Annotated in this window: 19 protein-coding genes; 17 read left to right on the top strand and 2 right to left on the bottom strand. The window is 69.6% G+C overall.

Annotated elements, in window-relative coordinates:
* Positions 1-42: 42 nt before the first annotated feature.
* On the bottom strand, positions 43-723 hold the full coding sequence (gene lexA, locus HF323_RS04535; protein WP_169581413.1) for a transcriptional repressor LexA: 681 nt from the start codon (positions 721-723) through the stop codon (positions 43-45).
* A 271-nt stretch (positions 724-994) separates the two neighbouring features.
* Between lexA and HF323_RS04530 the strand changes: the two genes are divergently transcribed.
* The 7 genes from HF323_RS04530 to HF323_RS04500 all read left to right on the top strand — a co-directional run bounded on the left by HF323_RS04530 (position 995) and on the right by HF323_RS04500 (position 6,868).
* On the top strand, positions 995-1,381 hold the full coding sequence (locus HF323_RS04530) for a LysM peptidoglycan-binding domain-containing protein (protein WP_169581412.1): 387 nt from the start codon (positions 995-997) through the stop codon (positions 1,379-1,381).
* 14 nt (positions 1,382-1,395) lie between these two features.
* Positions 1,396-2,490: a histidinol-phosphate transaminase gene (locus HF323_RS04525; protein WP_169581411.1), complete on the top strand. Its 1,095-nt coding sequence runs from the start codon at positions 1,396-1,398 to the stop codon at positions 2,488-2,490.
* Positions 2,487-3,095 carry an imidazoleglycerol-phosphate dehydratase HisB gene (gene hisB / locus HF323_RS04520; RefSeq protein WP_169581410.1) on the top strand — a complete coding sequence of 203 codons (609 nt, stop codon included), beginning with the start codon at positions 2,487-2,489 and terminating at the stop codon, positions 3,093-3,095. Before HF323_RS04525 ends, hisB begins: the two co-directional genes overlap by 4 nt.
* Positions 3,092-3,742 (top strand): imidazole glycerol phosphate synthase subunit HisH, encoded by a 651-nt coding sequence (gene hisH, locus HF323_RS04515; protein WP_169581409.1) that lies wholly within the window; start codon positions 3,092-3,094, stop codon positions 3,740-3,742. Before hisB ends, hisH begins: the two co-directional genes overlap by 4 nt.
* Positions 3,743-3,797: 55 nt before the next feature.
* The gene (gene priA / locus HF323_RS04510; RefSeq protein WP_169581408.1) at positions 3,798-4,544 is read left to right on the top strand and encodes a bifunctional 1-(5-phosphoribosyl)-5-((5-phosphoribosylamino)methylideneamino)imidazole-4-carboxamide isomerase/phosphoribosylanthranilate isomerase PriA; all 747 of its coding nucleotides are present in this window, start codon (positions 3,798-3,800) and stop codon (positions 4,542-4,544) included.
* Entirely contained in the window at positions 4,528-5,295 is a 768-nt protein-coding gene (locus tag HF323_RS04505) for an SseB family protein (protein WP_169581407.1), read from the top strand. Before priA ends, HF323_RS04505 begins: the two co-directional genes overlap by 17 nt.
* A gap of 181 nt (positions 5,296-5,476) precedes the next feature.
* On the top strand, positions 5,477-6,868 hold the full coding sequence (locus tag HF323_RS04500; protein ID WP_169581406.1) for an aminotransferase class V-fold PLP-dependent enzyme: 1,392 nt from the start codon (positions 5,477-5,479) through the stop codon (positions 6,866-6,868).
* Here the strand turns inward: HF323_RS04500 and HF323_RS04495 are convergent.
* Positions 6,861-7,247, bottom strand: coding sequence for a DUF1844 domain-containing protein (locus HF323_RS04495; RefSeq protein WP_169581405.1), 387 nt, complete (start codon positions 7,245-7,247; stop codon positions 6,861-6,863). The two genes, HF323_RS04500 and HF323_RS04495, sit on opposite strands and share 8 nt — an antisense overlap.
* Positions 7,248-7,464: 217 nt before the next feature.
* Here HF323_RS04495 and infC point away from each other — a divergent pair, with 217 nt between their 5' ends.
* The 10 genes from infC to pheT all read left to right on the top strand — a co-directional run bounded on the left by infC (position 7,465) and on the right by pheT (position 17,022).
* Positions 7,465-8,154 (top strand): translation initiation factor IF-3, encoded by a 690-nt coding sequence (gene infC, locus HF323_RS04490; RefSeq protein ID WP_169581404.1) that lies wholly within the window; start codon positions 7,465-7,467, stop codon positions 8,152-8,154.
* A gap of 72 nt (positions 8,155-8,226) precedes the next feature.
* The gene (gene rpmI / locus HF323_RS04485; RefSeq protein WP_045297246.1) at positions 8,227-8,421 is read left to right on the top strand and encodes a 50S ribosomal protein L35; all 195 of its coding nucleotides are present in this window, start codon (positions 8,227-8,229) and stop codon (positions 8,419-8,421) included.
* A 32-nt stretch (positions 8,422-8,453) separates the two neighbouring features.
* Entirely contained in the window at positions 8,454-8,837 is a 384-nt protein-coding gene (rplT, locus tag HF323_RS04480; RefSeq protein WP_169581403.1) for a 50S ribosomal protein L20, read from the top strand.
* Between the two features lie 155 nt (positions 8,838-8,992).
* Positions 8,993-9,790, top strand: coding sequence for an RNA methyltransferase (locus HF323_RS04475; protein ID WP_169581402.1), 798 nt, complete (start codon positions 8,993-8,995; stop codon positions 9,788-9,790).
* A 77-nt stretch (positions 9,791-9,867) separates the two neighbouring features.
* Complete coding sequence (locus tag HF323_RS04470) at positions 9,868-10,659, top strand: amino acid ABC transporter ATP-binding protein (RefSeq protein WP_169581401.1); 792 nt, start codon at positions 9,868-9,870, stop codon at positions 10,657-10,659.
* 129 nt (positions 10,660-10,788) lie between these two features.
* The gene (locus tag HF323_RS04465; protein ID WP_169581400.1) at positions 10,789-11,697 is read left to right on the top strand and encodes a glutamate ABC transporter substrate-binding protein; all 909 of its coding nucleotides are present in this window, start codon (positions 10,789-10,791) and stop codon (positions 11,695-11,697) included.
* A 72-nt stretch (positions 11,698-11,769) separates the two neighbouring features.
* Positions 11,770-12,426 carry an amino acid ABC transporter permease gene (locus tag HF323_RS04460; RefSeq protein ID WP_169581399.1) on the top strand — a complete coding sequence of 219 codons (657 nt, stop codon included), beginning with the start codon at positions 11,770-11,772 and terminating at the stop codon, positions 12,424-12,426.
* A 58-nt stretch (positions 12,427-12,484) separates the two neighbouring features.
* Positions 12,485-13,378 (top strand): amino acid ABC transporter permease, encoded by an 894-nt coding sequence (locus tag HF323_RS04455; RefSeq protein WP_169581398.1) that lies wholly within the window; start codon positions 12,485-12,487, stop codon positions 13,376-13,378.
* A 57-nt stretch (positions 13,379-13,435) separates the two neighbouring features.
* The gene (gene pheS / locus HF323_RS04450) at positions 13,436-14,485 is read left to right on the top strand and encodes a phenylalanine--tRNA ligase subunit alpha (RefSeq protein WP_169581397.1); all 1,050 of its coding nucleotides are present in this window, start codon (positions 13,436-13,438) and stop codon (positions 14,483-14,485) included.
* Entirely contained in the window at positions 14,485-17,022 is a 2,538-nt protein-coding gene (gene pheT / locus HF323_RS04445; protein ID WP_169581396.1) for a phenylalanine--tRNA ligase subunit beta, read from the top strand. Before pheS ends, pheT begins: the two co-directional genes overlap by 1 nt.
* The last annotated feature ends 203 nt before the right edge of the window (positions 17,023-17,225 follow it).

The following is a 17,225-nucleotide window of genomic DNA, read 5'->3' as shown; positions in this document are numbered from 1 at the left end:
GACGCAGCGCGCGTTACGTTAAGGATCACCCGCCGCGGGTGATCAGACCGCGCGCAGCACCGCCACGACTTTGCCCAGCACGACGGCGTCGTCGCCCAGGATCGGCTCGAAGGCGGAGTTGCGGGGGAGCAGCCACGTGTGTCCGTCGCGCTGCCGGAACGTCTTGACGGTCGCCTCGCCGTCGAGCATCGCCGCCACGATCTCGCCGTTGTCGGCGGTCGCCTGCGCGCGGACGACCACCCAGTCGCCGTCGCAGATCGCGGCGTCGATCATGGACTCACCCGACACCTTGAGCATGAAGAGATCGCCCTTGCCGACGAGCTGGCGAGGCAGGGGGAAGATCTCCTCCACCTGCTGCTCGGCGGTGATGGGCACACCGGCGGCGATACGCCCCACGAGCGGCACCAGTGCAGCGTCGCCGACGGAGGGCGCCGAGTCGGCGGGGTTCTCGGCCGCGCTGCCGGGGAGGTCGATCAGCACCTCCATGGCCCGGGTCTTGCCGGCGTCGCGGCGGAGGTAGCCGCTGAGCTCGAGCTGATTGAGCTGGTGCGTGACGCTCGAGAGCGACTTGAGGCCGACGGCGTCACCGATCTCGCGCATGCTCGGCGGATACCCGTGCCGTGCGATGGAGCGCTGGATGACTTCGAGGATCGCGAGCTGCTTGTCGCTCAGGCTCTTGCGTCGGCGCGTCTGCGGGCGCTCGCGCCCGGTGGCGTCGCTCATGTCGGCTCCTGTCTCGCGCGCCCCGGATGCCCCGGGGAACTGCAGCGGTCTTCGAATGTCGGAGGCCCGTGGTGGGGTTCTCGTATCGAAACCGTATCCGGCTTCGGTGTTCGATCGGCGCAGCACCACCGCGTGTCGCGTTCGAGGAATCACCGCCGAATGCGGCTGTTGACATCGTAGAACATCGAAGATAACTTCGGTACAGAGATTCGCATTCTCCGCTCCCGGCCGAGCGGAGGGTGCGAACCTCTCCCCACAGGAGGAGCAGATCATGACCGCGATCAGCATCACGACCCCAGCACTCGGCAGCATCCCGTTCGCACGGGCGGGCGCCTCGACGCGCCTGCGGCTGACCGTGCGCGGGCGCCGCGTGCTGGCGACGATCGCGGCTCTCCCCGCCATCGCGGCGATCGCGATCGCGATGGTCTCCGGTGGCAGCGCCCTGGCCTCGCGCGACGCCGGCGCTGCAGCCGGCTCCTTCGTGACGGTCACGGTCTCGTCAGGGGACTCGCTGTGGTCGATCGCCGAAGAGGTCGCGCCGGCCGCAGATCCGCGCGACGTCGTCGACGCGATCGTCCGGCTGAACGCGCTCGACGGCGCGACGCTGCAAGCTGGCCAGAGCCTGGCGATCCCCGCGGAATACGCACCGACCCGCTGATCCCGCGCCCTACCATGGGAGGGGTGAGTCCCCGCCTCGACGACCTTCCCCTCCGCGATGACCTCCGGGGGATGACTCCCTACGGCGCTCCCCAGGCCCCGCTGCCGGTGGCGCTCAACGTCAACGAGAACACGCATCCCGTGCCGCAGGACGTCGCCGACGACATCATGGACTCGATCGCGCTGGCCCTTCGCGACGTGAACCGCTACCCCGACCGCGAGTTCACGGCCCTGCGCGAAGGCTTCGCCGAGTATCTCGGGCACGGGGTCACGCGAGAGCAGATCTGGGCCGCGAACGGCTCGAACGAAGTGCTTCAGCACGTGCTGCAGGCCTTCGCCGGACCGGGGCGCACCGCCTTCGGCTTCGGCCCGACCTACTCGATGTATCCGCTCCTCACGCGTGCGACGGGAGCGGAGTGGGTCGCCGGCACGCGCGGTGCGGACTACGTCGTCGATGCGGCGGACGCGGCCGCACAGGTGGCGGACGCCGCGACCGACGTCGTGTTCCTCTGCTCTCCGAACAATCCGACGGGCACCCCGCTCGGTCTCGACGTGATCGAGGCCGTCTACGAGGCGTCGAGAGGCGTCGTCGTGGTCGATGAGGCGTACTTCGAGTTCGCGCCCCGCGACGAGCGGTCCGCGCTCACGCTGCTTCCCGGGCGCGAACGTCTGGTCGTCTCCCGCACGATGAGCAAGGCCTTCGCGTTCGCGGGCGCGCGCGTCGGCTATCTCGCCGCCGACCCGGCGTTCGTGGACGCCCTGCGGCTCGTACGCCTGCCCTACCATTTGAGCGCGCTGACCCAGGCCGCGGCATCCGCTGCTCTTCGTCACGCTCCGACGATGCTGCGCATGGTCGACGACATCGTCGCCCAGCGCGACCGCATCTCGGCGACGGTGGAGGCTCTCGGCTACGTTCCCCACACGACGTGGACGAACTTCGTGCTCTTCGGCGGCGTCACCGATCCGGCCGTGACGTGGCAGCGTCTGTACGACCGCGGCGTGCTGATCCGCGACGTCGGCATACCGCACCACCTCCGCGTGACAGCGGGCACCGAGGACGAGACCACCGCGTTCCTGGACGCCCTTGCCTCGCTAGAATCTGACGCATGAGCGCCGCATCGCGTACCGCCTCCGTCCGACGCTCCACCAGCGAGTCCACCGTCGAGCTCGAACTCGACCTCGACGGCACCGGCCGCAGCCGCATCGACACGACGGTGCCGTTCTTCGACCACATGCTCACGGCGTTCGCCAAGCACTCGCTCACCGACCTGACGGTGCGCGCCTCGGGCGACACCGACATCGACGCCCACCACACCGTCGAAGACATCTCGATCGTGCTCGGTCAGGCGATCCGCGAGGCGCTCGGCGACAAGGCCGGCATCTCTCGCTACGGCGACGCCCTCGTCCCGCTCGACGAGGCGCTCGCACAGGCCGTCGTCGACATCAGCGGCCGTCCTTATCTGGTGCACACCGGCGAGCCGGCGGGCTTCGAGCACCACCTCATCGGGGGCCACTTCACCGGGTCGCTCGTGCGCCACACGTTCGAGGCGATCTCGTTCAACGCCGCGCTGACGGTGCACGTCAACGTCATCTCGGGCCGCGACCCCCATCACATCGCCGAGGCGGAGTACAAAGCGTTCGCGCGCGCGTTCCGTCAGGCGAAGGCGCTCGACCCGCTCGTGGACGGCATCCCCAGCACGAAGGGCGCTCTGTGAGCTCCAAGCCGGTCGTCGCGGTCCTCGATTACGGATCGGGCAACGTCCACTCGGCCGTCAAGGCGCTCGACGCGGCGGGCGCCGACGCCCGTCTCACTGCGGACCGCGGGATGATCGCCGACGCCGACGGACTGGTGGTCCCCGGCGTCGGGGCCTTCCGCGCCGTCATGGAGTCGCTCAAGGCGATCCGGGGCGACGAGCTCATCGGGCGCCGGCTCGCGGGCGGCCGCCCGGTCCTCGGCATCTGCGTCGGCATGCAGGTGCTCTTCGAGCGCGGTGTGGAGCGCGGCGTCGACACCGAAGGCCTCGGGGAGTGGCCGGGCGTGGTCACCGAGCTCGACGCGCCCGTGCTTCCGCACATGGGCTGGAACACGGTCGAGCCGGGAAGCGGATCGCGGCTGTTCCGCGGACTCGAAGACGAGCGCTTCTACTTCGTGCACTCGTTCGCCGCGCAGAAGTGGCTGCTCGACGTCCAGCCGCCGTTCCCGCAGCCGACGCTGACCTGGTGCACCTACGGGCAGCCGTTCCTCGCGGCCGTCGAGAACGGACCGCTCTCGGCGACACAGTTCCACCCCGAGAAATCGGGGGACGCGGGCATCCGTCTTCTCGCGAATTGGATCGACGGCCTCGGCGGGGCTACCCTCTGAGATCGTGCCGTCTACGGGAGCTCCCTCCTCCCGAGACCTTCCCGCACGAGGAGCCATGAACGATTTCGCCTCTACGCCCGAGCTGATCCTGCTGCCCGCCGTCGACGTCGCCGACGGCAAGGCGGTGCGCCTCACCCAAGGGGAGGCGGGCACCGAGACCAGCTACGGCGATCCCGTCGACGCCGCGCTCGACTTCGCCCGCCAGGGTGCGCAGTGGATCCACCTCGTGGACCTCGATGCCGCCTTCGGCCGCGGCTCCAACGCCGGCATCCTGCGCAAGGTCATCAAGCAGGTGCGCGGCGTGCAGGTGGAGCTGTCGGGAGGCATCCGCGACGACCGCACGCTCGAGGCGGCGCTCGAGAGCGGTGCCGCGCGCATCAACCTGGGCACCGCGGCGCTCGAGAACCCCGAGTGGGCCGCCGACGTGATCGGCCGCTACGGCGACGTCATCGCGGTGGGCCTCGACGTCCGCGGCACGACGCTCGCCGCCCGCGGGTGGACGCGCGAGGGCGGCGACCTGTGGACCGTGCTCGACCGGCTCGAGTCGGCCGGGTGCAGCCGCTACGTCGTCACCGACGTCACCAAGGACGGGACGCTGCAGGGCCCCAACGTCGACCTGCTTCGCGAGATCACCACGCGCACCCCCAAGCCGATCGTGGCGTCGGGTGGTGTCTCGAGCCTCGACGACATCGCCGCACTGCGCGAGCTCGTGCCACTCGGTGTCGAGGGCGCGATCGTGGGCAAGGCGCTCTACGCGGGTGCCTTCACGCTCGCCGAGGCTCTGGATGTCGCCGGACACTGATCCTCTCGCCGATTCGGCAGGCGTCCCCTGGGAGGGGCGCAGCTTCCACGCGAACCCGCATGCGGGGGATGACGGCAGCGCCGATCCGGCGCTCCTCGCCGCGCTGACGTCCTTCCGGGCGGGCGGCGGTGGCCAGAGCGAGGTCATCGACGCGTACCGCACCGCGCGACTGCTCATCCCTCTCCTCGCGGAGAAGGGCGACGAAGGCATCGGAGCGCACGGCCTCGCCGTCGACAAGACGCAGGAGCTGTCGATCGTCACCGTCGCCGCCCCCGACGGCCGGCGCGTGCTGCCGGTCTTCACGTCGGTCGAGGCGATGGGGAGATGGGATGCCTCGGCGCGCCCCGTCCCCGCCGAGGGGGTGCGCACGGCCGCTGCGGCCTCCGCCGACGACACCGACCTGATCGTCATCGATCCCGGCTCGCCGACCGAGTTCGTCATCCGCCGCCCGGCGGTCTGGGCGATCGCTCAGGGCCAACCCTGGGAACCGAGTTTCGTCTCGCCCGAGGTCTTCGCGGGGCTCCAGCAGAGCATCGGCGGCGAGCTCGCGGTGATCGACCTCTCGGTCGAGGCTGGTGATCCCGACGCGCGCCTGCGCGGCCCGGAACTCGTCGTCCGCCTCGAGCTGATCCACGGGCTCGAGAAGGAAGAGCTCGACGCGGTGCTCTCGCGCCTCGCCGCGCGGTGGGCCGCCGATGACCGCATCGCGGTGCTGGTCGATTCGCTCACCGTCAAGCTCGTGCGCGCCTGACGCTCGCTGCCGGCGCCGGCCACCGGCACCCGGACGCCGCCGCCGGCCACCGGTGTCGGTGCGGCCTCTTGCCCCGCCCGGCGCTCCGGCGGAGGATCGGTGCGATCGAGTCGTCGAGGCGCGCCGTACGGGCCGACGTCCTCCTGCGCGTCCTGGCGCCTCGCGACCAGGGAGGCGAGCAATGGACGGCGGCACGATGAGGGACCAGTACGGCGCGGCGCTCGAAGCCGCGCACCGTCACGCGCAGGCGTGGCTCGAATCGGTGGAGGAGCGACCGATCCGCCCGGACGCCGACGTGGACGTCATCCTCTCGCGCCTTGCACGGGTGCTGCCCGATGAGGGGAGGGATGCCGCCGCCGTCGTCGAGGAGCTGGTCGAGGCATCCGCTCCCGGCCTCATGGCGATGGGGTCGTCGCGGTTCTTCGGGTTCGTGATCGGCGGTGCCTACCCCGCCGCGCTCGCGGCCGACTGGCTGGTGTCGGCGTGGGATCAGAACACGGGCTCGCGGCAGCCGACGCCGGCGACCGCAGCTCTCGAGGAGGTCGCGGCGGAGTGGCTCCTCGATCTCCTCGGGCTTCCGGCCGAGAGCGGTGTGGGCTTCACGACCGGCGCGACGATGGCGAACACGTCGTGCCTCATGGTGGCGCGAGACGCGGTCCTGCGGCGGGCGGGAGCCGATCCGCTGGCGGGACTGCAGGCAGGACCCCGCATCCGCTTCCTCGCGGGCGGAGCCGTGCACACGTCGGTGGTGCTCGCCGGCCGGCTTGCGGGGCTCGGGGTTCCCGCGACCGTCGGCGCCGACGAGGAGGGTCGCATCGATGTGGACGGACTCGCGCGGGCCTTGGCGGACGACGAGGCGCCCGCGATCGTGGCGCTGCAGGCGGGCGATGTGCACTCCGGCGCCTTCGACGATTTCGCCTCGGCGATCACGGTCGCCCACGAGGCGGGGGCGTGGGTGCACGTCGACGGCGCCTTCGGGCTGTGGGCGGCGGTGAGCCCTCGCCTTCAGCGGCTGACAGCGGGTCTCGCGCGCGCCGACTCGTGGGCGACGGACGCGCACAAGACCCTGAACGTTCCCTACGACTGCGGCGTCGCGATCGTCCGCGACGAGGCCGCGATGACCGCCTCGCTCGGCGCGCACGCGGCGTATCTGCCCGCGGTGGCGAGCGTCTCGGATCCCTACGACCGGGTCGCCGAGCTCTCGCGCCGCGCGCGGGGAGTCACCGTCTGGGCGGCGCTCCGGTCGCTCGGGCGCGATGGCGTCGTGGGTCTCGTGGACGGACTCGCGGATGCCGCGACCGCGCTCGCCTCGGGGTTCCGCAGCATCCCCGGACTCGAGGTGATCAACGACGTCGTCTTCACGCAGGTGTGCCTCGCCGCGCGCGACGACGCCGCGACGCTGGCGCTGGGGGAGTGGCTGCGCGACGAGGGGACCGTGTGGGCGTCGTCTTCGACGTGGCGCGAGCGAGCGGTCGTGCGCTTCGCCGTGAGCAACTTCGGGACGGATGCCGCCGCCGTGAGCCGCACGGTCGACGCCGTGGCGCGGGGCGCCGCCGCCCTCGGGCTCAGGTGACCGGCCCGGTCCACTTCTCGCCCGGCCCCTTGCCGATGGGGTCGGGGATGGCGGATGCCTCGCGGAACGCCAGCTGAAGGGAGCGCAGTCCGTCGCGCAGCGACCGTGCGTGCATGTCGCTGATCTCCGGGGCTCCCGCCGTGATGAGGCCGGCGAGGGCGTTGATGAGCTTGCGGGCCTCGTCGAGGTCGGTCTGCGTGGCCGGGTCGTCGGCGAGCCCCACCTTGACGGCGGCTGCGCTCATGAGGTGGACGGCAGCGGTCGTGATGACCTCCACGGCCGGGACGTCGGCGATGTCTCGGGAGGCTGACGCGGCGGCGCGCTCCTGCTCCTCCCAGCGGGCGTGGCGGTCGTCGTCGGAGGGCGGAATCGTGGTCACGCGCTTCTCTCTGCTAGACTTGTGCGGATTCCGGTGCGATCTGTGCCGGACCGAAAGAGGATCACATCCCACCCGCGCTTGCCGCTCCAGGCTACCGGGTCATGCACTCCGCTCCGACCGTTCTGCGCGAGGGGTAGCCGCTGGCGAGCGGGAACCGGGTGCGAAGAGCCGGCGCCCGTGCGCCAGCCGGGTGGAATGAGAACCTCTTCCGCCCGCGATGCTCCCGTGTCGCGGTGATCACCAGCCGCAACCCAAGGAGTTCCGCATCAGCGATCCCCGCACCAACGACCGCATCCGCGTCCCCGAGGTCCGCCTCGTCGGACCCGCGGGTGAGCAGGTCGGCGTCGTCCGCATCGAGGTGGCGCTGCGCCTGGCCCAGGAGGCCGACCTCGATCTCGTCGAGGTGGCCCCCAACTCGAAGCCCCCCGTGGTCAAGATCATGGACTACGGCAAGTTCAAGTACGAGGCTGCGCAGAAGGCCAAGGAAGCGCGTCGCAATCAGGCGAACACCGTCCTCAAGGAGGTCCGGTTCCGTCTGAAGATCGAGGCCCACGACTACATCACCAAGCTCAAGCGCGCCGAGGGCTTTCTCAAGTCCGGCGACAAGGTCAAGGCGATGATCCTGTTCCGCGGCCGCGAGCAGTCGCGCCCCGAGCAGGGTGTGCGCCTCCTCCGCAAGTTCGCAGAGGACGTCGCCGAGTTCGGCACGGTCGAGTCCAACCCGACGATCGACGGTCGCAACATGGTGATGGTGATCGCACCGCACAAGAACAAGTCCGAGGTGAAGACCGAGCAGAACGCTCAGCGCGCCGCGAACAAGGAGGCAGCGCGATCCGCCCGCACCGGTGCGGCTCCCGCGGCTGACGACCCGGCTCCGGCCGAGGCCGAGACGGCCACGGCCGAGTAGGCCCCCACAGACTCCCGCACCGCGGGATACCGACTCCCGCTTGGGCGGGACGTGAAACGAAGGAATGAAGAGATGCCGAAGCAGAAGACCCACTCGGGCGCCAAGAAGCGCTTCAAGGTCACCGGCAGCGGGAAGCTCATGAAGCAGCAGGCGAACCTTCGCCACAACTTCGAGGGCAAGCCCAGCCGCCGCACACGTCGCCTTTCGCAGGAGCAGGTCCTCGCTCCCGGCGACGCCAAGGTCGCCAAGAAGCTCCTCGGTCGCTGAGCGCACCGACGCACGAATAGGAAACAAACGAAATGGCTAGAGTCAAGCGGGCCGTCAACGCCCACAAGAAGCGTCGCGTCATCCTCGAGCGCGCCTCGGGCTACCGGGGTCAGCGTTCGCGCCTGTACCGCAAGGCGAAGGAGCAGGTCACCCACTCGCTCGTCTACGCGTACCGCGACCGTCGTAAGCGCAAGGGCGACTTCCGTCGCCTGTGGATCCAGCGCATCAACGCTGCGAGCCGTCAGAACGGCATCACGTACAACCGCTTCATCCAGGGCCTCGGTCTCGCGGGTGTGCAGGTCGACCGTCGCATGCTCGCCGAGCTCGCCGTGAACGAGCCGGCCACCTTCGCGTCGCTCGTGCAGACGGCCAAGGCTGCGCTGCCCGAGAACGTCAACGCGCCGAAGAGCGCCTGACGCATCAGCTGAATCCAGAAAGGGCGTCCTCCGCACGGAGGACGCCCTTTCTGTGTACCCGGAGCCCAAGGACGTCCTCATATGTCGCCTGCGGCGGCGCCTGCGTCCAGGTTTCGCCGCGCGTGGGCTCCGCCCCGCGACCCTAGACTGATGCCGTGCTCGAGAACCCTCGCTCTCCGCGCGTCCGCGCCGTCGCGAAACTGACGAAGCGCAGCGCCCGTCAGGAGACCGGACTCTTCCTCCTGGAGGGTCCCCAGGCCGCTCGCGAAGCGCTCGGCCACCGCCCCGACACCCTCGTGGAGATCTTCGCGACGCCGACCGCGATGGAGCGCCACGTCGACGTGCGCGATGCCGCGCGCGACGCCGGCCTTGATGTGATCTTCACCACGGAGGACGTGCTCGACGCGATGGCGGACACCGTGACGCCGCAGGGGATCGTCGCGGTCGCCCGGCAGGCTCCGACGTCGTTGCGCGACGTGTTCGCCGCTTCCCCGAGGCTCGTCGCCATCTGCGAGGAGGTCCGCGACCCCGGCAATCTCGGCACGATCATCCGTGCGGCCGATGCCGCCGGCGCCGACGCTGTGGTCCTCACCGGCCGCACCGTCGATCCCTACAATCCCAAGGTCGTGCGCGCGACCACCGGCTCGCTGTTCCACGTGCCGGTCGCGGTGGGAGTCGACCTCGCGACCGCCGTCGACAAAGCACATGCGGCAGGCGTGCGCGTGATCGCCGCCGACGTCGGGGGCGGCGACTTCCTCGCCTCCCGCGACCTGCTCGCCGAGCCCACGGCATGGCTCTTCGGCAACGAGGCGCGCGGGCTCGATGACACGGCGCTGGGCCTGGTCGACCTCTCGCTCCGCCTCCCGATCTACGGCGCGGCGGAGTCGCTGAATCTGGCCACGGCCGCGAGCGTCTGCCTGTACGAGACGGCGTTCGCGCAGCGCGCGGGCTGATCCGTCGCTGTTACAACACGGTTAAGACGCGACTCAATCACTGGTCGAGGGTCGGCGAGCGGCTCTAGGGTCGTCATATGACGATCGATGACAGCGCTGCACCGAAGACGTCGAACATCAACGTTCGCCGCGGCGATCCGCTCGTCGAGATCAACGACGTCCAGAAGCACTACGGCGACTTCCAGGCGCTGAAGGACATCGATCTCACCGTCAACCGGGGAGAGGTCGTCGTCGTGATCGGCCCGTCCGGCTCCGGCAAGTCGACGCTGTGCCGCACGATCAACAGGCTGGAGACGATCACGAGCGGCACGATCTCGATCGACGGCAAGGAGCTGCCCAAGGAGGGCAAAGAGCTCGCTGCCCTGCGTGCCGACGTCGGCATGGTCTTCCAGTCCTTCAACCTGTTCTCGCACCTGACGATCCTCGACAACGTCACACTCGGCCCCATCAAGGTGAAGGGCATGAAGAAGGCCGACGCCGAGAAGCTCGGTCGTCAGCTCCTCGAGCGCGTCGGAGTGCAGCAGCAGGCGAGCAAGCTCCCCGCACAGCTCTCCGGCGGCCAGCAGCAGCGCGTCGCGATCGCGCGGGCCCTCGCGATGCAGCCCAAGGTCATGCTCTTCGACGAGCCGACCAGCGCCCTCGACCCCGAAATGATCAACGAGGTGCTCGACGTCATGGTCGGCCTCGCTCAGGACGGCATGACGATGATCGTCGTCACGCACGAGATGGGCTTCGCGCGGAAGGCTGCGGACCGGGTGGTCTTCATGGCGGACGGGCAGATCGTCGAGGAGGCCACGCCGGAGGAGTTCTTCACGAACCCGAAGAGCGACCGGGCGAAGGACTTCCTCTCGAAGCTCCTGACCCACTGATCAGGTCGGGAAGCGTCTCGCGTCACCCAGGGAGGGAACCCGAAGCACCACCACACGCACGAACACTCCGCACGGACCCGAAACGTCGGACATACGGAACCAGTACGCACACAGCAACCAGGAGGAAACATGCGTAAATCACGGATCATCACGGGCATCGGCGTCTCCGCGATCGCCCTGCTCGCGCTCACGGCCTGCAACAGCGGCACGCCGGGCGCCGACCCCACTGACGGCGGCGACGGCGGCGACAGCGGCAGCGGCGCCCTCTGGGAGGTCGAGACGGATGTCTCGCTCGAAGGCAGCCCGACCTTCGACACCATGACGGAGCGCGGCGGCGTCGTCGTGGGTGTGAAGAACGACCAGCCGGGGCTCGGTATGGAGGACCCGACCACGGGGGAGCGGTCTGGCTTCGACGTCGACATCGCCCGGTGGGTCGCCGCGTCCCTCGGGTTCGACGAGGATCAGATCGAGTACGTCACGATCCCTTCGGCCAACCGCGAACAGGCGATCGTGAACGGCGACATCGACTACTACGTCGGTACGTACTCCATCACCGACTCGCGCAAGGAGCAGATCGACTTCGCCGGTCCGTATTTCCTGACAGGCCAGGGGCTGCTGGTTGCCGCCGACAATGAGGACATCAACGGCCCCGACGACCTCGAGGGCAAGATCGTCTGCTCGGTGACAGGCTCCACGCCGCTCCAGCGCATTCGGGACGAGTACAACCCGGGCGACACCGTCGAGTACGACACGTACTCGCAGTGCGTGGAGCAGCTCAAGGCGGGGTCCGTCGACGCGATCACGACCGATGAGGCGATCCTCGCCGGCTACGTGGCGCTCGAGCCCGACGCGCTCAAGATCGCCGGTGAGCCGTTCAGCGAGGAGCGCTATGGCATCGGCCTCGCCAAGGGCGACACCGCTCTTCAGGAGCACATCAACACGCTCCTCACCGAGGGCGGCGATGTCTGGACGGCGCTCTTCGAGGAGCACCTGGCTCCCGCGGGCATCGAAGGTGAGCAGCCCGAGGTCGACCAGTAAGCAATCCCGGGGGCGGCCCCAGGGCCGCCCCTTCCTTCTCTCACCGCGGACATCAGCGCATAAGGAGCACGCGTGGGCGTCATCACCGACAACATCGACCTTTGGGTGGAGACCCTGGTCGGCACGCTCATCCTGTTCTTGGCAGGCGGCTTGCTGGCGCTCATCTTGGGCACGATCGTCGGCGCGATGCGGGTCTCGCCGATCCCGGTAGCCCGGGGCGTGGGCTCGCTCTACGTGAACACGATCCGCAATACGCCTCTCACGCTCGTCTTCTTCGCGTTCGCATTCGCTCTGCCCCCGCTTCTCGGGCTCCGTCTGACAGCGCCGGTGTCGCTCACGCTGGCGATCTGCGCATTGGGCATCTACACCGCGACCTACGTCGCAGAGACCATCCGTTCTGGCATCAACACCGTGCCGGTCGGCCAGGCTGAAGCTGCCCGCGCGATCGGACTCACATTCGGTCAGGTGATGACGCTCGTCGTGATGCCGCAAGCCTTCCGCTCTGTGATCCCCCCGATGATGAGCGTCTTCATCGCGCTGCTGAAGAACACCACGGTGGCCGCCGGGTTCTCGGTCGTCAATCTCGGCTCCATGCGCAACTATCTGAGTGAGCGCGGCGAGAATCAGTTCTTCGTGATCGTGTGGGTCATGGCCATCTTCGTGGCGATGGTCCTGCTGCTCTCCTGGGCGCAGCGATCGCTCGAGAACCGATGGAGGGTGGCGCGATGAGTGCGCGACACCCGTCCGGCGCGCGAGAGCGTGCAGACCGAACGAAGGGTGGGATCCGATGAGCTCGGTTCTCTATGACGTCCCCGGTCCCCGCGCGATCGTCCGCAACCGCATCCTCGGCGTCATCACCGTCATCGTCGTCGCCGCAATCGTCGGATTCTTCGTCTGGCGACTGGCGGTCACCGGCCAGTTCTCAGCCGAGAAGTGGGCCGCGTTCACGTACACGAACGTGTGGGTCCAGTTGGGTCTGGCCACCCTCCGCACCCTTGCTGCCTTCATCGTCGCCGCGATCGGCGCATTGATCCTCGGGTTCCTGCTTGCGATCGGAAGGATGTCGGACCACGCGTGGATCCGGATCCCGGTCGGTGCAGTGGTCGAGGTCCTCCGCGCGGTTCCCGTCCTGATCTTCATGTTCCTGCTCTATTACGGGCTGCCCGTGATCGGGATTCGGATGCCGTCCTACTGGGCCGTCGTCATCGCTCTGATCGCGTACAACGGATCGGTCCTCGCCGAGGTGATCCGGGCGGGCGTCGAGTCCCTCCCGCGCGGTCAGCGAGAGGCCGGATACGCGATGGGCCTGCGCAAGGCGGGCGTGATGCGGCTCGTGCTGTTGCCCCAGGCGATCCGCGCGATGATGCCGGTGATCATCGCGCAGCTCGTCGTGACGCTGAAAGACACCGCGCTCGGCTTCATCATCACCTACCCGGAACTGCTCTTCTACGCACGGTTCCTTGGATCGCAGGCGGTGCTGGACTCGCCGATCGTGCCCGCGACCATCGTTGTCGGCGCGATCTACATCGGGCTCTGCCTGATCCTGTCGTTCGTCGCGAACACCGTCGAGAAGCGCCTCCGCAGTTCGGCCAAGACGCCGCGCGTCGCGGACGCCAACCAGCCGACGCAGGAGATCACCGACACCGAGCTCATCGTCGCGCAGCGCGGGCCGGAGAAGTAGAACAGGAGCGTCGGATCCGGCGGGGCGAGGCATCCGCTCTCGGTAGACTCGGTCTTCGTGTCTGACGCACCCGAGAACTCTGAGATCACGCCCGAGGCGGTGGAAGCCGCGGTACAGGCCGCGCTCGACGCCGTCGCCGCGGCAGGCGACACCGCCGCGCTGAAGGCCGCTCGCTCGGCCCACAGCGCGGAGGGCTCACCGCTCGCGAAGCTGAACGCGCGGCTGCGCGACGTGCCCAACGAGAAGAAGGCCGAGTTCGGCAAGCTCGTGGGCCAGGCCCGCGGGCGGGTCAACCAGGCCTTCGCGGCGCGGGAGCACGAGCTCGCCGAAGCCGAGACAGCCGCGAGGCTCGAGGCGGAGCGCGTCGACATCACGGCGCTCGCTCAGCGCGCGCGGGTGGGGGCGCGGCATCCGATCTCCCTCCTCCAGGAGCAGATCTCGGACATCTTCGTCGGCATGGGCTGGGAGATCGCCGAAGGTCCCGAGCTCGAGCACGAGTGGTTCAACTTCGACGCACTGAACTTCGACGAGGATCACCCGGCTCGCCAGATGCAGGACACGTTCTTCGTCGACCCGGTCGAGCGGCATCTCGTCATGCGCACGCACACGAGCCCCGTGCAGGTCCGCTCGATGCTCGAGCGCGACCTGCCCCTGTACGTCCTGTGCCCGGGCCGCGTGTACCGCACCGACGAGTTCGATGCGACGCACCTGCCGGTGTTCACGCAGTTCGAGGGCATCGTCGTCGACAAGGGCATCACGATGGCCCACCTCAAGGGCACGCTGGATCACGCCGCCCGGGTGCTGTTCGGCGCCGAGGCGAAGACGCGGTTCCGCGCCAACTACTTCCCCTTCACCGAGCCGTCGGCCGAGCTCGACCTGTGGCACCCGACCTTCAAGGGCGGCGCGCGATGGATCGAGTGGGGCGGGTGCGGCATGATCAACCCCAACGTGCTGCGCGCGGCGGGGATCGACCCCGAGGAGTACTCGGGCTTCGCCTTCGGCATGGGCATCGAGCGCACGCTCATGTTCCGCAGCGACGTCCAGGACATGCGCGACATGGCCGAGGGTGATGTCCGCTTCAGCGAGCAGTTCGGAATGGTGGTCTGATGCGCGTCCCGCTCTCCTGGCTTCGTGAGTACGTCGACGTCCCGCAGGATGCCGCGCCCGAGGACGTCCTCGCGGCGCTCGTGTCGGTCGGCTTCGAAGAGGAGGATGTCTTCCGCTTCGAACTGCAGGGCCCCATCGTCGTCGGCGAGGTGCTCGAGTTCGTCGAGGAGCCGCAGTCCAACGGCAAGACGATCCGGTGGTGCCAGGTGCGTGTGGCGCCTGACGGCGAGAAGGCCGCCGACGGCGGTGACGCCGTGCACGGCGTGGTCTGCGGTGCCCGCAACTTCTTCGTCGGCGACAAGGTCGTGGTGACGCTCCCGGGCGCCGTGCTGCCCGGGCCCTTCCCGATCGCAGCGCGCAAGACGTACGGCCACGTGTCGGACGGCATGATCGCCTCCGCGAAAGAACTCGGTCTCGGCGACGAGCACAACGGCATCCTGCGGCTCGTGGAGCTCGGGATCGACGCGCCCGTCGGCACCGACGCGATCGCCCTGCTCGGCCTGGACGACGTGGCTGTCGACATCAACGTCACGCCGGACCGCGGCTACGCCCTGTCGATCCGCGGCGTCGCGCGCGAGTACTCCCACGCCACGGGGGCGGCGTTCCGCGACCCCGCCGACCGCGAGTGGTCCGAGGTCGCGCCCGGGTCGGGCTTCCCGGTCGCCGTCGACGATCGTGCGCCGATCCGCGGACGGGTCGGAGCGAGCGAGTTCGTGGCTCGCGTGGTGCGCGACGTCGACCCCACCAAGCCGACGCCCGCCTGGATGGTGGCACGCCTCACGCTCGCCGGCATCCGCTCGCTCGGCATCCTCATCGACATCACCAACTACGTGATGCTCGAGCTGGGTCAGCCCATCCACGGGTACGACCTCGACAAGCTCCAGGGTGGCATCACCGTCCGCCGCGCCGCCGAAGGCGAGAAGCTCGAGACGCTCGACGGCAAGGTGCGCACCCTCAGCGGCGAGGACCTTCTCATCACCGACGACTCCGGCCCCATCGGCCTCGCGGGTGTGATGGGCGGCGGCACCACCGAGATGAGCGCGTCGACGCGCAACGTGCTCATCGAGGCGGCGACGTTCGACACCGTGTCGATCGCCCGGACCGCCCGCCGGCACAAGCTCCCGAGCGAGGCGTCACGCCGCTTCGAGCGCGGTGTCGACCCGCTCGTCCCGTTCGTGGCCGCCCGCCGTGTCGCCGATCTCATGGTCGAGTACGCCGGAGGCACGAGCGACGACGAGCTCGGCGGCGCCCTCTTCGCCGAGGTGTTCATCGCAGGCATCGAGCTTCCCCCGCTGTTCGTGCAGCATCTCATCGGCGTGGCGTACACCGACGAGCAGATCGAGAACGCGCTGCGCCTGATCGGCTGCGAGGTCGTGCCCAACGAGGACGACGCCGCGGGCTGGCAGGTCATCCCGCCGTCCTGGCGCCCCGACCTCACCGACAAGTGGACGCTGGCGGAAGAGGTCGCCCGCATCGAGGGCTACGACCGCATCCCCTCGATCCTTCCCACCCCGCCGTCGGGTCGCGGCCTCACCGCCGCGCAGCAGGGACGCCGCCGCGTCGCGAACGCGCTCGCGTCCGCCGGTTTCGTCGAGACTCCGTCGTTCGCCTTCACGACCGACGAGCTCAACGACCTCCATGGCTCTGCCTCGGGCGACCACCTCCCGAGCGTGAAGCTCGCCAATCCGCTCGACGGGCAGTCGCCGTTCCTGCGCCGGTCCCTCGTTCCGGGACTGCTCCAGGTCGCGCACCGCAACGTCTCGCGCGGCTTGACCGACCTCACCCTGTTCGAGACCGGCTCGGTCTTCCTCCCCGAACCCGGCGTGATCTACGGCACCGCGCATGTCCCGCCCCTGGCCGTGCGACCGGATGCCGCCACGCTCGCCGAGCTCGACGCGTCGATCCCGCCGCAGCGACGTTTCGTCGCGGTCCTCCTCGCAGGGAATGTGGTCGCCAAGCAGCCCGGCATCGCCCCTGTGGCCGCCGATCTGGCGGATGCCCTCGACGCCGTGCGGACGATCGCCTCGGCCGCCGGCGTATCGATCGACGTCGCCCAGGGCCAGCGTGCCGCCCTGCACCCCGGACGCACCGGCGTGCTGTCGGTGGCGGGCACCGAGGTCGGCTACGTCGGCGAGCTCCTGCCCGCCGTCGCCGAGGCATCCGATCTGCCCGGTCGTGTCATCGTCGCCGAACTCGACCTCGACCTCGTCCTTTCCCTCGCCGGCGAGAAGGTCGTCGCCGCGTCGCTGTCGGGCTACCCCGCCGCAACACAGGACGTCTCGCTCGTGCTCGGCGCCGATGTCCCGGCGTCCGAGGTGCGCGAGGCGCTCCGCGAGGGCGCCGGCGAGCTGCTCGAGTCCCTGCGACTGGTCGACGACTATCGCGGTCAGGGAGTGCCCGAGGGGGCGAAGAGCCTGACGTTCGCGCTGCGCTTCCGCGCCCCGGACCGCACGCTCACGGCGGCCGAGGCGACCGAGGCCAAGCTCGCGGGCGTGGCCGCGGCGGCGGCGCGCTTCGGCGCGACGCTCCGCGAGTAGAGCTCGCCCCGCCCCGTTCCCCGAAGCCGGGTGCACAACTCCTGCTCGACGACGCCGCACCGTCGTGGGGGCGGGGCGGGGACTGTTTCGGCAGGAGTTGTGCACGTCCTGGCGGCCCTCGCCGCCGTCCGCACGGACCTGCGCCGCCGCGCCCCGCGCCGCCGCTTGCCGAAGCCGGGTGCACAACTCCTGCTCGACGATGC

It is taken from the genome of Microbacterium sp. MF43 (assembly GCF_012847295.1).
Classification (GTDB): Bacteria; Actinomycetota; Actinomycetes; order Actinomycetales; family Microbacteriaceae; genus Microbacterium.
This window is presented reverse-complemented; position numbering and strand designations above follow the sequence as displayed.

Coding starts and splice junctions, on each gene's coding strand:
- lexA (WP_169581413.1), bottom strand. CDS start 723: ATGAGCGACGCCACCGGGCGCGAGCGCCCGCAGACGCGCCGACGCAAG.
- HF323_RS04530 (WP_169581412.1), top strand. CDS start 995: ATGACCGCGATCAGCATCACGACCCCAGCACTCGGCAGCATCCCGTTC.
- HF323_RS04525 (WP_169581411.1), top strand. CDS start 1,396: ATGGGAGGGGTGAGTCCCCGCCTCGACGACCTTCCCCTCCGCGATGAC.
- hisB (WP_169581410.1), top strand. CDS start 2,487: ATGAGCGCCGCATCGCGTACCGCCTCCGTCCGACGCTCCACCAGCGAG.
- priA (WP_169581408.1), top strand. CDS start 3,798: ATGAACGATTTCGCCTCTACGCCCGAGCTGATCCTGCTGCCCGCCGTC.
- HF323_RS04505 (WP_169581407.1), top strand. CDS start 4,528: ATGTCGCCGGACACTGATCCTCTCGCCGATTCGGCAGGCGTCCCCTGG.
- HF323_RS04500 (WP_169581406.1), top strand. CDS start 5,477: ATGGACGGCGGCACGATGAGGGACCAGTACGGCGCGGCGCTCGAAGCC.
- infC (WP_169581404.1), top strand. CDS start 7,465: ATGCTCCCGTGTCGCGGTGATCACCAGCCGCAACCCAAGGAGTTCCGC.
- rpmI (WP_045297246.1), top strand. CDS start 8,227: ATGCCGAAGCAGAAGACCCACTCGGGCGCCAAGAAGCGCTTCAAGGTC.
- rplT (WP_169581403.1), top strand. CDS start 8,454: ATGGCTAGAGTCAAGCGGGCCGTCAACGCCCACAAGAAGCGTCGCGTC.
- HF323_RS04470 (WP_169581401.1), top strand. CDS start 9,868: ATGACGATCGATGACAGCGCTGCACCGAAGACGTCGAACATCAACGTT.
- HF323_RS04465 (WP_169581400.1), top strand. CDS start 10,789: ATGCGTAAATCACGGATCATCACGGGCATCGGCGTCTCCGCGATCGCC.
- HF323_RS04455 (WP_169581398.1), top strand. CDS start 12,485: ATGAGCTCGGTTCTCTATGACGTCCCCGGTCCCCGCGCGATCGTCCGC.
- pheT (WP_169581396.1), top strand. CDS start 14,485: ATGCGCGTCCCGCTCTCCTGGCTTCGTGAGTACGTCGACGTCCCGCAG.